The following is a 15964-nucleotide window of genomic DNA, read 5'->3' on the forward strand; positions in this document are numbered from 1 at the left end:
GATTTATTTTTCAGATTTTAAATACTCGATGATGATAGAAATTTCGTCTGCAAGTTCGCTTGGGCTTCCGGAGTAACCGGTAGATCGCCACCTTAATTTTCCATGCTGATCGATAATCATTTTTTGTGGAATTCCTGAAAATTCGAATGCTTTTGAATATTTAGCATAAGTATCGTCGAACTTACCTGATTCAGGATTTTCAGCATCGTAAAGAATTTCGAAAGGATAATTATTCTCCTCGATAAATTCTACTGTTTTCTTTTTATAATCTGAAATATATTCTTGAGTATCTAAGAAGTAAAATTTTACATTTTTATCTTCAGCATACTTATCTACCGCCATCTTCATCCCGGGCATTGCTTTTTTACAAGGAGCACACCATGTAGCCCACATGTCGATAATTACGATTTTCCCTTTTTGATCGGATAGTTTTACCGTTCCGCCTAAAGAACTTTCTAGTTCAAAATCTTCAATAGGTTTATTGATTATTTCAGCAATCAATTCTTCTTTAAATTGATCTTGAGAATCGCCAGATTTAATACCGCTTATATACTCTTCAAAATTAGCATTACTTCTATTCTTTGCTAAAAAATCTTCTTTCAGTATAGAAAGCATTTGCGCTGTAGCATTATTACGGGAAAGACTTTCTTTAATGAAATTAATCGCTTCTTCTTTATTATTCTGCCTTATTAAATAATCTGCATAAAGCTCATTAAAATCTGTATTTTCATAAATATAGAATGATTTTATTTTTTCTAAATAATGATCTTCAGCTTTATAATCTTTTAATTCGTCAAGAATTTTAGCATAGGTTAAATATTCTCGCGCAGATGCTTCCTGTGCTTTTTGTTTCCATTCTTGCGGTGATAATTTCCCTTCGTACCTTTTAGGAATTACTTTTTCTCGAATTTCTAATTCAGGTGTAATTTTGCTTGCGATAGTATTTAAACTATCCACTGCTATAGATTCATTATTATAGGGAATACTTACAAAATGCCAGCTATAATCTACCAGATTATAAAAACCTGCATCTTTAAGATTGTCGAACACAAAGCTATAATCGCCGTTTTCTGTAATATATCTATAGGCTATAGTTCTGTATAATTTGTCGTAATATAAGTCTTCGGTAAACGTAAAGACCTCTTTAAAATCTTCTTTGGGAAAGTCAGATTGAAATTCTTCAAATTCGCCAATCTTTTTCTGAACATCACTTTCGGTAAATAAACGCTTAATTTCGTTATCCCTAGCTAAAACTCCTTTAGGATATCTTTTCAATAAAACATCATTTACAGAATCAATGAAAGATTTCGATTTTTCTTTATCTAATAACTGAAGTGATTGCTGAAGTTTATATTGCTGAAGTTTAGAAAGATCCTGTTCTAAGACATGCTTGATTTCATTCTGAATTCGGTTGCTATGGTCGCCTTCTTTAGAATATTGCATTAATTTTAGCCCTTCATAGAAATATAGATTTCGGCTTTCAGGAAATTTCTCTATTTCTTTATTGATCCACATTAATCCAACCTCGCTAGAGATATAGGCGCTATCGTTTACTATTGCAATACTTTCCTCTTGCAAAATTTTAGACCTTAAGATCCCCCAGCTAGCATAGGAGCCCGGCTCTTTATCGAGCAACCAAGAATACGTAGTTGCTCCACCTCTATCTACTAAAGTATCCGATTTAAATACACAGCTTATAAGGGCTGTATTCTCTGGTAATTTATATGAGGCTTTCCAATGATTATCTTCGGTTTCTTGAAAATTTAGATCGCTAGCCGACCACTTATGATCTGCATTTATATAGATCACCGCCTGAATCTCTTTAGCATCTTTTAATACTGTATTCGCTGGATTATAGTTTAAGGTAACCCGATCTCCTGGATTAGGTAATTTTGGACTTAAAGAAAAAATTTGCTCGGTCTGCTGGGCATTTATAGTGAACTGCACTAATAATATACCTAGCAATATTCTTATTTTTCGCATTTTTTATGAATCTAATTAAGCCCCCGATTAATCTCGGGGACTATTAATTGTGTTATGGATTTTGCTCTAAATTGGGCGCATACTGAAATAAAGTTGAAGCGAAAGGAAATTGATATCTATCACCTCCCGGCTCTAACGTATAGGTTTCATTTAAATATTCATGCTCCACAGTTTTGGCAAATCGAGGCTCTTTATTAAGACGTTTTAGGTCGAAAAACCTAAATCCGCCTTTTCCCATAAGTTCACGTCTTCTCTCTGCAAGCACTTTTATTAAAGCATCTTCTGCATCGCTTGCGCTTAAATCATAATAATCTTCTGCTCTAAAACGCGCTTCTCTTAGTGTATTTATAGTTTCCATCGCTGCATCTGTACTACCGGTACGCGCCAAACATTCTGCTTTAATTAAATACATTTCTGGCACTGTTGGCCCGGCATTACGATTTTCGCCGGTTAATCTTGCTATACAATACGATCTTCCTTCAGAAATAGATCCATAAGAAAGCTCTTCATTAGATCTTGTATAAAGTTGATAGCGTAAATCGGTACTATCAAAGCTATTTAGTAATTCGTCGCTAAGTGATAGTAAAGTTGGCAGATACGCATAAGATCTTATTGTTTTTTTTGATAGAATAAGCTCTGGATCTTCTATACGTCGAGGCCAGCTAAAATCGGGAGTTTCCGTATAATTCTTTAAATCTAGCAAAGTGTTTTGTAACGCAAGGCTTTGTTCTGCATTTTCTAAAGCTTCCGTATAATTACCCATATACAAGTAGGTTCTTGCCAATAAAGCATGAGCACTGGATTTAGAAGGGAAACCAACTTCGGTACCACTTCGAACCCCAGGCAAGCCTGAATTGGTTGCTTCGGTTAAATCAGAAATTATTTGATCGTAAACTTGCTGAACTGTTGCTCTTTTTATATCTCCATCAGAAGTTGGCTCAGTAAATATCGGAATTCCTAAATCTGTACTGGCCGTGCTGGCATCGTATGCTTTCCCAAATGTATTTACCAGATTAAGAAACAAATAGGCTCTATGCACCAATGCTTCTCCCCTTAAGGCTATTTTTTCTTCCTCAGTACCACTTGTACTTTCTAAAACTTCAGTAATAACCACATTGGCACTATAAAGACCTTCGTACATGGTTTTTATTTCACTATCTGCTTCACCCGTATGATAAATAGAGTCTGCAAAAATATAAGTATCTTTAAATGGACGATTAAACTCTGAATTTGCTGCATTTTCTTCAAAATATTGAGCATGATCGTAGCGCATAGAAATATCATCTGATGGGACATCTACCAGGCTATATGAAAGATCGTAAATAGGAGTATTATTTAATAAGTACCTATAATTTTCGGTATCTTCAGGATATAAAATCCCTTCTGTCTTTATATCGACATAATCATCACAGCTCACTAATGTTGTAACTATGATCAATAAAAAGGTATATATATAATTTAATTTCATAATATCGAATTAAAAGTTAACATTTAAGCCTATAGAATACATCGCTGTAGGTGTAGGTCTTATTTGATTTCCTGTAGTGTGGGGTAAAAAATCTGGATCTATGTCGTCGTTATTAGCTCGCCATAAAAGTCCAAGATTACGAGCGGTAAATGATAATGAAGCGCCTCTTATAAAGCTTTCTTGCAGTACTTTAGAAAAATCATAACTAAGGGAAATTTCTCTTAATCGAATATGATCCCCAGAGATTACCTGATCTTCACTTAATCTATATCTTGAATACGAGTATCCTCCTAACCCTAAAACACCCGGTACATTTGTAGAATTTTCATCTCCCGGTTCACGCCATCTATCGGCAATATCTGTATTCAAATTATAGCCGGTAAATTCATTAAAACGTGAAATGTAATTATCGAATGTAGGCTTAAACAATTTATAACCCATTTTATAGGTAGCTAAAACATACAACGAAAATTGCTTGTATTTTAGCGTTGTATTTAGACTTCCATAATATTTAGGTGTACTAGTACCCATATATTTCAAATCCTCTATTTCCGTCAATAACTCATTCGGCCCAACAATTTCATCATTGCGATCGTAAACCTGGAATGCTCCATTTTCATCTAATCCAGCAGAGCGAAATGCAAATACACTATTTAATGGATAATCTACAATTGGAGGAGTAATTCCTGAACCGTTTAGATACGTTGAATAATTTTTGAAACGAGAATCGGTAACTTCATTCGTATTATATGTGAAAATGAAATTAGAGCTTGCCGTGAAATTTTTGGATTGTATCCAAATACCATTTAAGCTTAAATCTACTCCTTTCCCCTCTAAGGTTGAAGTATTTCTTATAAGTGTACTATTTGGAACTCCATAAAATTCTGATACCGGGAATTCCTGAATTAAATCATCACTATTTTTTTTATAATATTCTAAACTTCCTGAAATTCTATTATCCAATAATCCAAAATCAACACCAATATTTAATATCCCTGTTTTCTCCCATCTTAAGGCAGGATTGGCAGCTGCAGATACAAATGCATAAGGCAATTGAGAAAGGTTGTAATCGGTATTAGCAATTGAGATTTTGGTAAAAGGAAATGTTGTTAAACTTATATTTCCGTTAAAACCATAGGAAGCTCTGAAACTTAGATTATTTATTGCTTCTATATTTTTTAGGAAAGATTCTTTACTTGCATTCCATTTAAGACCGGTAGACCATAAAGGTGTTCTTCTATAACTTTTATCTACTCCAAAATTGTTATAATCATCCAGTCTGGCGCTACCTGAAATCACATATTTCCCCTTATATGTATAGGCTGCATTTCCATAATAAGACAAAAATCTTCTTCTTTGATCCGTTAAGACATTACCATAATTTAAGGTGGAATTCCACCCCTCTACGTTAGTATAATTTAAAGAAACCACATCTACCGAAGTTTGCGTTTTTTCGTTATAACCGTATAAGGTCCCTGATGATACTTCTTCCCTGGTTTCTCTAAATTCTATGCCGGCAATAGCATCGATTGCATGATCCTTAAAACGTTCATTATAATTTAATTGCGCTCTTGTTGTCTGGCTTGTTAAAATACTTCGGTTTGTTCGATAAATTGAACCTAATGGCAATCCTCTAGTAATAGAATTGGTAGCAGGATCTAAATAAGTTGCACTATTTATAGCATTTCTTGTGTAGTACGTTTCTTCATTGTATAATGTAGGTCTACTTCTGTTAGAACGCTCTATCAAATATGTTCCAGATGCATTCAATCCTTTATATATAGGCAGGGAAACCTGAATGTTAGCAGAATAGTTTTGCTCCTGAGCAGTTGAGTTTCCATTTTTTAATTCATCTAAATAACTGTATTCCCAAGGTAAATAACCCGCATCTTCAAATTCTGTAATTTGATCACGATAATATTCACGGGCAAAACTAACATTATTACCATTTTCATCACGAAGTCTATCATAAGGTAAGTAAGAATAACGCTGCCCGGCTAATGGTTCTAAACCTATCCCGTTCTCATCAAAATTAAAAAAGGAACCTTTAAGGCTAGTGCTTACATCTGCATAATCAAACAGTTTAAAATTTTGATTTATGGTAAATGTCATTTTCTCACCTTCTGAACCTTTTCGTTGTGTTTCTTCTTTTGAATAAGATGCCGATGTGAAATAATTATAATTATTATTTCCTCCACTAAGTGATAAATTATAAGTAGTAGCAGAGGCCGGTTGCATTAAATATTTGGTGATTTGATTATAATTATTTCTTCCTCGTAAATCATTTAAACGTGCTTCGCGCTCTTCCAAACTAATATTTCCACGTTCGTATTCCAACATATTCTCTACTCCTTCACTTACAGGATAGGAACTATAAAGTGCTCCTGCCTGTGCAGGATCTGTAATAAGATTCTTATCTACAAGTTCCTGTTCTAAATCCAATATCTGGCTAGAATTCATTAAAGGAAGACCTGATATAGAAGGTTTTGTTGAGAAAGTATTGGTATGAGAAAAATTAATTCTCATTTTACCTTTTTTGCCATTTTTAGTATCGATAACAATAACTCCATTAGCAGCCCTGGCCCCATAAATTGAAGCCGCAGCAGCATCCTTCAAAAAAGTTATATTTGCAACATCAGCACTATTAATATTTTTGATATCCAGCTCGGTTGGGGCGCCATCAATAACAATAAGCGGACTTTTATTACCATCAATAGTTGATTGTCCTCGTATCTTAAAATTGTAACTACCGTTACCCTCTGTCTCTCTATTTAAATTACTGTAAACAAAAGTATTATCAGACTCTTCTATATCTATTTGTAAACCAGGCACACGTCCTTCCAATTGGTGCATCACGTTATTTACTGGTACTTCTTGAAGCTCTTCGCCACTTATAGTAGAAAAAGAACCTGTTGCACGTTCTTTATTGATTTTTTGATAACCGGTAGAGACCACAGTAACCTGATCTAAACCACTAACATCGGTTTTTAGTTGGATAGCTAAGTTTTTTTCGTTTCCCAGCACATGCTCTTTGGTTTTAAAACCTATAAAGCTAAATACAAGTGTATCGCCAGTAGCAGCCTGGATTCTAAATTTACCGTCTTCATCTGTAACTGCACCTATCCGAGAATTTTTTAACCATACTGTTGCTCCCATAATAGGAAAGTTGGTTTCGTCTTTTACGGTACCATCGATAAAACGTTGCATATCGGCGCTACCAGTTGTAGATGATTTTTCTTTTTCTTTGAGGATAATTTGCTTTTTCTGAATTACGAAACTTACCGGGAAATTTCGAAATAACTGATTTAAGACCTCATTTATATCTTCACCATCGCTATGAATGTCTACCTTCCAGTCTTCATTAATCACATTATCTTTATAGAAAAACTTATAATCACTTTGTTCCTTAATCTGTTCTATAACCTGGGTAACCTTAACCCCATCCAGATCGATATTAAATTTTTGCGCCAGGCTTTCTAATGCAGAAATCTGAAAAACACAAAACAAGGTTAAAATGAATGAAGCTTTCATCTTCAAGTACTTTATTTTCATAATTTTGAATAACTTTTAATTGTTTATTGGAAATAATTGACTGTTTGAGGGAATGTTGGCGCATTCCCTTTTTTTAAGCGCTATATCATTCTTTATTTTTTAATGGTTACTATATTATTTTTGTAAGTATATTCGAAAAAGTCTACTGCTTTAAAGGCATTTAAAACATCCTCTATATTTTCTGAATTAATATCAAAATCTCCGTTAAACCTCACATCGTTTAACTGTTTGTTATTGTTAATTATCTGAACGCCATAACTACGTTCTATTTTCTTCTGAATTTCTGAAAAAGTCTCGTTTATAAACAATAGACGGTCGTCTACCCAAGCCATTTTGTTAGCTACATTTACTTTTTCTAACTGAAGAATATTTGTATTCTTACTTAAAATCCCGGCTTCACCCGGTTCTAATCTAAGAACTTCATTTTCGTAATTTAACTGTACCGATCCTTCTGCCAGTGTAGTAGAAATTTGTTTAGATTGAGGATAAGCATCTACATTAAATAGTGTCCCTAAAACTTCTATTTTCAGCATCCCCGCCTCAACTATAAAAGGTTTTAAAGAATCTTTACTTACTTCGAAAACCGCCTCGCCAGTAATACTAACCTTTCGTAACTGTCCTGTTTTTGGAAAGTGAGAAGGAAATCGTAGCGAACTTTCAGAATTGAGGTATACTTTCGTTCCATCTGATAACACTAATTGTATGCGCTTTCCTTTAGGCACATTAATCGTGTTATATGCTAATGTATTACTGCGATTTTTGCTAGAATTAGGATTCTTTTTTACTTGTGATCCCAAGTTTGAAACTTCTCCTTCTTCATTATAAACAATCTCTCTAATTTGATTATCTACGGTTATTTTCTCACCATTTTCATTCGTAATAATAATTTCTCCGGGTACATAAGTAGTTTCTGCGGAATTAAAAAAGTAAAAATATACCGTAGTGGAAGCTATAAGTGCTACAATAAAAATAGCTGCAAATTTCATCAAATTTGCTCGTCGTTTTCTCGCTTTAAGAGCAATTATTGGCTTTTTTAGATTTGATAAATTCGGAATTTCTTCTTGCTTTCGGTAAAAAGATGAAATTAAATAGTCATTCTGGACACTCCTTTTAAAATAATCCTTATTATATTCACTATCTTTCACCCAATTTTCAAGTTCAGATAATTCTTCACTGCTTATGCTATTCTTTTGAAATTTATCTATTAATTTATCAATGTTACCCATCGTATATACACTATTTTACAACTTAATGACGAAAAAAATCAAAGCTACCCTTAAAGAAAAATTAATTTTTTTTTAACCTTTGAGTTTTTTTTAATGTTTGATGACCAATACTGAGTTAAATAATTTATGGAAGAAAGGGGATGAAGAATCATTCACCGTGCTTTTTAATGAATTGTATCAACCATTGGTAGCCTACCTTTTACAATATACTGATAAACCGGCTGATGCCGAAGATATCGCTCAGAGCACATTTATTAAGTTGTGGGAAAAAAGAAGTCATATTAATTTAACAATTTCAATAAAAAGTTATCTATATACTTCAGCGTACAATTCTTATGTGGATAACTTCAGAAAAGAGAAGAAAAACAAAAGTTATTTAGAAGACCTCAAGCATCAAGCTTTACAATCTTTAGTAGATGAGCCTGAAGAGGAATTTCAGAAAAAAATTAAATTAATTCAAAAGACTGTAGAAGGTCTGCCCGATCGCTGTAAAACAATATTCAAATTGCATAAAGAAAAAGGTCATTCTTTTAAGGAAATTGCAGATAAATTAGAAATTTCTGTAAAAACCGTAGAAGCACAGATGAGTATTGCTCTTAAACGTATTAGGAAAGAATTTAAAGAAGAAACAGATCTATTGCTAATAATCTGTTTTGGAAGAATTGCATCTAAAAGTGACAAAGCTTGATTAAATAACATCCAGCAGAGTAGCACACAAAATATGATAGCTACTTCGCTGAATGTATAATCTATTTTATCAAATTGAATTAATAGTCTTTTAGTTTAATATCTTCTAATTCTCAAGACACTTTTGAAAATCGCATTTCTCTATCAAAAATTTATCTGCTCCTGTTGTCCATAATGCTCCATAAATTAAAACGGGTTGAAACAATAATCTAACAAGGCGTTTTGTATCGCTATCTAAGCCAAATGCATTTATTCTATTTTGATATTGGGAAATATTACCCGGAAAAATAAGAATATAAAACAAAGCCAACATTAAGCCAGTAGTAATTTTCTTTTCCTTCCATAAAATCATTAATAATCCTAATGAAATTTCTACAATACCAGAACTGAGCACAGTTAAATCCATGGTTTTTTGATCTGTTGGTAACCATCTTGGCACCTGTGCCTGAAATTCCTTTCGCTTAAAAGTAAGATGAGCAATACCCGCAAATACCATCGCAGATCCCATCACAATTCGTAAAACACTTTTAGCTCCTATATTTCTCATAACCTCTTTTTCCTCTAAAAATACTTAGGATTTAAGGTAATAGCAATTATGGAACGGGCTTTATCAAATCTTTGACATTATTGTTAAGCTAATTGAAATGGGGAAATCTGATTCTATTCGTATATATCTGCCAACTTTTTATCTAAAGATTCTTCATCGTCTTTACTTCCCTCGTAACGCCCAACTATTTTTCCATCGGGATTTACTAAGATCTTAGTCGGTAAAGAAGGAATATTGTATCCGTCTGTAATACCCTGATCGATTATTTTGAATCGTCCACCGGTGGTATCCACCTCCATACCTCTCAAAATATGGCGCCATACTCCTATTCCATCTTTTTTTACTGCTTTTCGCCATGCATCAGGATTTCTATCATCATCAGAAATACCTATAATTTCAAAACCCTTATCATTATATTTATCGTAGATCTTCAATAAATGTGGATTTCCTTTCCTGCAGGGAATACACCAAGAAGCCCAAAAATCTAATAATACATATTGTCCTTTAAAATCTTCTAATTTTAGAGATTTACCGTCAATATCCACCGTACTAAAATTCTCAGCAGTTGCTCCTACGATACCTTTTGACTTATCATCGATTTGTTTTTTAATAACCGAGCCTAATTTTCTTTTTTTAAAACTCTCTGGAAATTCATTATAAACTTTTCTGGCTTCTTCCTGAGTGAATTCTTCTATCATATAAAGCATATTTTCAAAGCTTATATACGATTTTGGATGTGTTAATATAAATTGTTTCACAAGCTCTTTTTCTTCTGCGAAATAAGGTCGAAGATCGCCTCTTAATTCATCATCTTTCCATTTTAATTCTTCTTTTTCTTCAGGTTTTTTGGCTTTTTTTAATAGCTCTCCATTAGCTGAAAAAGCGTCAAGCTCTTTCTTATATTTTAACCGCAGTTCTTCTTGCTTTTTCTGTAATGCTTCAGCGTCCTCCTGTGTTCGGGAACCTGTTAATTCAGCACTCTCAAAATCATTGGTATCAAGTTGCAATTGCATACGGGTCGGTTCTATATAAATACTGGCTACATTATCACTTGAACGATAATTAGGCTGATCTGCAATATATGCTTCTATTACATCATTCTCCAGACTGTTTCTGAAATTAAAACTTCCAGACTTAACATGTAAAGTATCCACCTGAATGCCGCTTGGCTTTTTCGAAATAAGAAATAATTCTCCAGTCTCCATGCCTCGAACTTCACCTGAAATTTCATACTCACCAGGCTTTAATTTTTTCTTATCTTGACAAGCTATGAGTATCAGGATTACACAAAACAATGTTATAAGCTTTTTCATTTCTGCGTGTTTTAAAATTTAATTTTAAGGTATTTCTGATAACATACAGATTATGGCAGCACACTGGCTATAAAAGCCAGTGCATTATCCATACTCCAATAAAATTAATCATCATACCCTGGATTTTGAATAATTACATTTCCTCCTGCGTCTATAGTCTCAGTTGGAATCGGTAAAATGAATTTATCTGGATCTGTGGCTGATGCTTTAACATCGCTTACCTGAAAACCGGAATTGAAACCATCGCTATAATCGTAACGAATTAGATCGTACCACGTTTCTCCTCCTTCTGAATATAACTCTGCTAATTTTTCATATCGAACAGCCGTAAGAAATTGATCTAAACTTATGCTTGTAGGATATGTATTAAAACCGTCTTCACCAGTGGAAGTTGCTCCCGCCCTAAGTCGAATTGTATTTAATGCTTCCAAAGCTTCTGGTGTTACCACATTATTTGCTCTGGCATTTGCTTCGGCAAATATTAAATAAACCTCAGCCATACGCATATGGTAAATCATATCATAATCTCCGTCTGTGAAATTGGAAGTGTATTTTGTAGAATAATATCCTCCGTAAGATGAGTTCGGAAAAAAGATTTCTTCAGTTCGTTCTGAACCACCAATATCAATGATCTGTCCATTAACATTCAACGATCCATTAACTGCATCTAAATAATCCTGAGTAATAGTGGCAAAAAAACCACTGTAATAAGATCCCATACCAATAGTAGCTGCAGGTTCCCCTCTTGTCCCAAATAAAATTTCTGAACTTTGAAATATTATTGATGATTCATGATCATCGAAAATAGATAAAAAAGTAGGTTCTAAACTGAAGTTACTACTAGAACTCTCAATTATTTCTTTTGCTACATTAGCCGCTTCGCTATAACGCTGCATATATAATAATACTCTAGCTTTTAATCCTTTTGCAAATGTACTATTAGTATAGCCTTTAGTTCTTAAACTAGGACCATTCTCAATACCATATTCCAAATCTTTTAATATCGTTTCGTAAGTTTCTAAAACTGAATCTCTAGAGTAAGCTTTAGCCGATTTGGAGGGCTCTAATCTTGTATTTATACCATATTTTGAATTAATATCGTAAAACTGACCAAAATTGCGTAACAAATAAAAATGTCCTAAAGCTCTTAGAATTTTAGCTTCAGCAATTATTTCTATACGTCTTACTTTAGGTTCAAAAATATCATCGTCAAGTTCTTCTACAGTACTTATTATCCAATTTGTTCTATTAATAAATTCATATAAGCCAGTATAAATGTTTAATGTTCTAACCGTACCAGTTGAAATTGGATCGTTTTGAATAAAGGCCGCTTCTTCTGGATCTGAAGAAAATATGCGCCCTACAGTGCTATAGCCACTTAAAACATCTGGAATAATAAACATATCTGGGAATGGGCTACCTAAACTTCTTTGTGTAAAACCAGAATATGCTCCAACTAACGCTAATTCTGCAGTCTCTTGTGTATCAATTGCATCTTCGGCGTCTAATGAATATAAGGGTTCATAATCGTCCAGCTCTTCGGTTAGTTGGCAAGAATATATAGATACCAAAAGCGTTAAAACGCTTATATATTTGTATAGTGTTTTTTTCATCTTTTAAAATTTTTGTTTGAGATAATATGCTCTTGCATTCTATTTAAAAGGTCACATTTAGAGCAAACGTGAAAGTTCTAACATTTGGATACGAAAGTCCATCATCTGAGTTGAAATTGGTACTTCGGTTCGCAAAACCAAAACTAGAAACATCTTCAGGATCTAAACCGGGATAATCGGTAATAGTGATTAGATTATTTCCACTCAAGGTTAATCGAGTATTAGAAATTCCTGTATCTCCAAACCATTTTTTAGGCAAATTATAACTAATAGAAGCAGATCTAAGTTTTATGTAAGATGCATCTACAATTGATTTTGAACTTGGAGTAGAGCCGTGACTTCTTGAACCATGTCTTGCATAAGTTGCATCAGTATTATCTTCTGCCCATGTATTACTTACTAGATTGGTGATATTTGAGTTAATATCGATAGACCTCAATTTTGTTATCATTTCATATTCTCGTTCCGCTCCACTAACAAAATTCCAATTCATGTTTAAACTCCAATTTTTGTAAGAAAGTCGGTTGTTCCACCCCCCAAAGAAATCGGGATTAGGATTACCAATAGGTGTTCTATCATTTGTATTCACTTTACCGTCACCATTTATATCTTTAAAAAGATAATCTCCTGGTTGTCTTAGTGAAGACTGATAGCGACCGTCGACCGTACTATTTAATTCATCTATTTCTTCCTGTGTCTGAACAATTTTAATTACATCGTACCCCATTATTACGCCAATAGGCTGACCTTCTACAATACCAGTTTGATCTCCTGAATTTGAACCATACAAGTGATCCACATTATTTTTAATAGTTGCGATATTAAGTGAAGAATTCCACGTGAAATTTTTATTTCTAATGATATCCCCTCCTATTGTTATTTCCCAACCTTTATTCGAAACATCTGCAATATTAGTATTCCAAGAGTTGAATCCAGTTTCTGCAGGGATTGGGGAAAATAAAATTATACCGGAAGTATTTTTTTCATAATAAACAATCTCAGCGTTTAAACGATTATTGAATAAACTAAATTCTGCACCAAGATCTAATTGATCTGTTTCTTCCCATCTAATTCCTGTATTTGGCACTCCTGTAACCGCTATACCGTTTTGGCCATCATAATAAGAATCTCCATTTTCTAACGCCTGATAGTAGGACAAGTAGGTAAAAGAAGGTAAATTGTCAGACCCTACGCGCCCCAAAGAAGCTCTAAGCTTAAGTTGATTAATAAAACTTACTTCTTTTAAGAAATCTTCGTTATGCATATTCCAGGCAAGAGCACCAGAAGGGAAAAATCCAAATTGATTATCTGGACCAAATTTTGTCGATCCGTCCCTACGTGCAGTAAATGTAGCTAAGTATTTGCTTTTATAATTGTAGTTTATTCTTCCAAAAACAGAGTTTAAGCCCTGCTGTAAACTCTCGCTATTGGCATTATCAAAAAAACTTGCTGAAGCTATATTGGTTAAAATATCATCGTCGGGAAAACCTCTATAAGTTTGTGATTCTGCATCATAACGACTTCGATCCCAAGAAACTCCAACAACAGCATCGATGGTATGATCGTTATTGATCGTTTTATTAAAGTTTAGCGTATTTGTAAATGTTGTAGACCAGTTATTGTTAGTTTGTACACCTAAAGCAGCACCAGGTCGGCTATAATATAAACCTTCATATAAAGCTTCTGTAGATTTTGAAGTGTAAAACTCATCGATATTGTCTTCTTTCAATCCAATACTAATTCGAGATTTAAACTTCAAATCATCAATAATTTCATATTCTCCAAAAATAGTGGCTAAAAGGTTTTTAGAAATTCTTTTATCCCTTATTTGATTTCCATTTCCTAAAAGCGTAAACTGTTCACCATATTCGCCATCAAAAGTTGAATATGATCCATCCTCATTATAAGGACCTAAATCAGGTCTAAATTCTCCTTGACTTAAAGAAGTAAACCCATTGTTTTTATTAACGGTATAATTATAATTAATAGAAGTTCCTACTTTTAAACGATCGGTTACATTAGCGTCTACATTTGTACTTAAATTGTAACGCTTAAAATTATTGCCAATCATAACTCCATCTTGATCGGATATACCAAGAGAGGTAAAATAACTTGCTTTTTCTGTCCCTCCACTAACACTTAAGCTATATTTTGTCCATAAAGCATTTTTATTCGTAATTAAATCCTGCCAATTAGTATTTGCATTACCAAAATAACTATCTGGATTATTTAAAATGTTATATTGTACCGGGTAGGCAGATTCCCAATTTTCTTCAGGAACACCACTTAATATACGACGAGCATTGGCTTGAGTCCAAGAAATATATCCTGAAGCATCCAAATAATCATAAGTATCCACTGGATTTTGAAAGGTAGAACTTACGTTGAAAGATAACCTCGGGGCTTCACCTCGTTTACCACGTTTGGTAGTAACTATAACAACACCATTTGCGGCTCTGGAACCATAGATCGCAGCTGCTGAAGCATCTTTTAAGATATCTACACGTTCAATATCATCCGGATTTATAGATAAAAGCGGATTTTCACGCGATCCATAATTAATAATCCCAAGAGATTCGGTATTTGGTGTAATATTTATTGGAACTCCATCAATAACATACAATGGTTGATTGTCTCCTCTAATTTGGCTAAGCCCTCTAACTTGCACAAAAGCTCCGGCTCCTGGTTGCCCTCCTCTATTTTGTACATAAACACCGGCTACTTGCCCCACCAAGGCCTGATCTAAAGTTTGTGTTTTTATTTGTTGTAATGCTTCAGCTTTTACAGATCCTACAGATCCTGTTAAATCTTTTTTTCTAGTTGTTCCGTACCCAACAACCATTACTTCTTCTAAAGAATTCATTTCTTCTTTTAAAGTAATAGAAACATCTGTTGATGTAGATTCAACTTTTTGATAATAGGCTTCATAACCTACTCCACTAACTACAAGAAACTCACCTACAGTTGCTTTAATGGAAAAAACACCATCAAAATCGGTAACTGTACCTCTTACTATATTGTCATTATCTGCTTTTCCGTTCTTTATTGTAGGCTCTTTGTTAGTGATATATACAGTAAGTCCAGGTAAAGGCATATCTTCTTTATCGGTAACTTTCCCTGTAATTGCAATTACTTGTTGACTTGATTTCGGCTTTTCTTTAAATACTATGGTATACTCACCATCGTAAACAAAATCAAATTTGCTATCTGCTAAACTATAATTAAGCAATTCGTTAGCTTTGATGGCTCCTTCCTTTAAATCGATTTTTGATGAGTTTTTAAATAAATCTGATTGGTACACAAAAACGTAATCTGTTTGGCTCATCACCAAATTGAGTACCTCATCTACAGAAACTAATTTATCTTCCTTGACATATATTTTGGCATTCTGAGATAAGATATTGTTTGAAGAAAAACTGAAGACAGTTGTACAGAATAAAAAAATGAAACTTTTCATAAGAATCTTGAAATACCTACTTAGCGTTTCACAAGAGGTACCGGTTAATTTTATTTTCATAAATTTAGAGGGTGTTAATTAGTTAATTCATTTAACTGGTTATTAAATAGAAGGGAGA

At 33.6% G+C, this 15964-nt stretch carries 9 protein-coding genes; 1 reads left to right on the top strand and 8 read right to left on the bottom strand.

Annotation, left to right across the window (positions count from 1 at the left end; genetic code table 11):
* Positions 1-3: 3 nt before the first annotated feature.
* The 4 genes from PBT89_RS12095 to PBT89_RS12110 all read right to left on the bottom strand — a co-directional run bounded on the left by PBT89_RS12095 (position 4) and on the right by PBT89_RS12110 (position 8229).
* Positions 4-1983: a TlpA family protein disulfide reductase gene (locus tag PBT89_RS12095; protein WP_270062131.1), complete on the bottom strand. Its 1980-nt coding sequence runs from the start codon at positions 1981-1983 to the stop codon at positions 4-6.
* 52 nt (positions 1984-2035) lie between these two features.
* Entirely contained in the window at positions 2036-3451 is a 1416-nt protein-coding gene (locus PBT89_RS12100; RefSeq protein WP_270062132.1) for a RagB/SusD family nutrient uptake outer membrane protein, read from the bottom strand.
* 9 nt (positions 3452-3460) lie between these two features.
* Positions 3461-7003, bottom strand: coding sequence for a SusC/RagA family TonB-linked outer membrane protein (locus PBT89_RS12105; RefSeq protein WP_270062133.1), 3543 nt, complete (start codon positions 7001-7003; stop codon positions 3461-3463).
* Positions 7004-7095: 92 nt separating this feature from the next.
* Complete coding sequence (locus tag PBT89_RS12110) at positions 7096-8229, bottom strand: FecR family protein (RefSeq protein ID WP_270062134.1); 1134 nt, start codon at positions 8227-8229, stop codon at positions 7096-7098.
* A gap of 100 nt (positions 8230-8329) precedes the next feature.
* Here PBT89_RS12110 and PBT89_RS12115 point away from each other — a divergent pair, with 100 nt between their 5' ends.
* Positions 8330-8917: an RNA polymerase sigma factor gene (locus PBT89_RS12115; RefSeq protein WP_270062135.1), complete on the top strand. Its 588-nt coding sequence runs from the start codon at positions 8330-8332 to the stop codon at positions 8915-8917.
* Between the two features lie 105 nt (positions 8918-9022).
* On the opposite strand, the gene PBT89_RS12120 is transcribed toward PBT89_RS12115, so the two are convergent.
* The 4 genes from PBT89_RS12120 to PBT89_RS12135 all read right to left on the bottom strand — a co-directional run bounded on the left by PBT89_RS12120 (position 9023) and on the right by PBT89_RS12135 (position 15846).
* Positions 9023-9463: a DoxX family protein gene (locus tag PBT89_RS12120; RefSeq protein WP_270062136.1), complete on the bottom strand. Its 441-nt coding sequence runs from the start codon at positions 9461-9463 to the stop codon at positions 9023-9025.
* A 113-nt stretch (positions 9464-9576) separates the two neighbouring features.
* The gene (locus PBT89_RS12125; RefSeq protein WP_270062137.1) at positions 9577-10776 is read right to left on the bottom strand and encodes a TlpA disulfide reductase family protein; all 1200 of its coding nucleotides are present in this window, start codon (positions 10774-10776) and stop codon (positions 9577-9579) included.
* Between the two features lie 104 nt (positions 10777-10880).
* Positions 10881-12389 carry a RagB/SusD family nutrient uptake outer membrane protein gene (locus PBT89_RS12130; RefSeq protein WP_270062138.1) on the bottom strand — a complete coding sequence of 503 codons (1509 nt, stop codon included), beginning with the start codon at positions 12387-12389 and terminating at the stop codon, positions 10881-10883.
* 43 nt (positions 12390-12432) lie between these two features.
* Entirely contained in the window at positions 12433-15846 is a 3414-nt protein-coding gene (locus PBT89_RS12135) for a SusC/RagA family TonB-linked outer membrane protein (protein ID WP_270062139.1), read from the bottom strand.
* Between the last annotated feature and the right edge of the window lie 118 nt (positions 15847-15964).

Origin of the sequence: Zunongwangia sp. HRR-M8, from assembly GCF_027594405.1 — a bacterium.
GTDB lineage: Bacteria > Bacteroidota > Bacteroidia > Flavobacteriales > Flavobacteriaceae > Zunongwangia.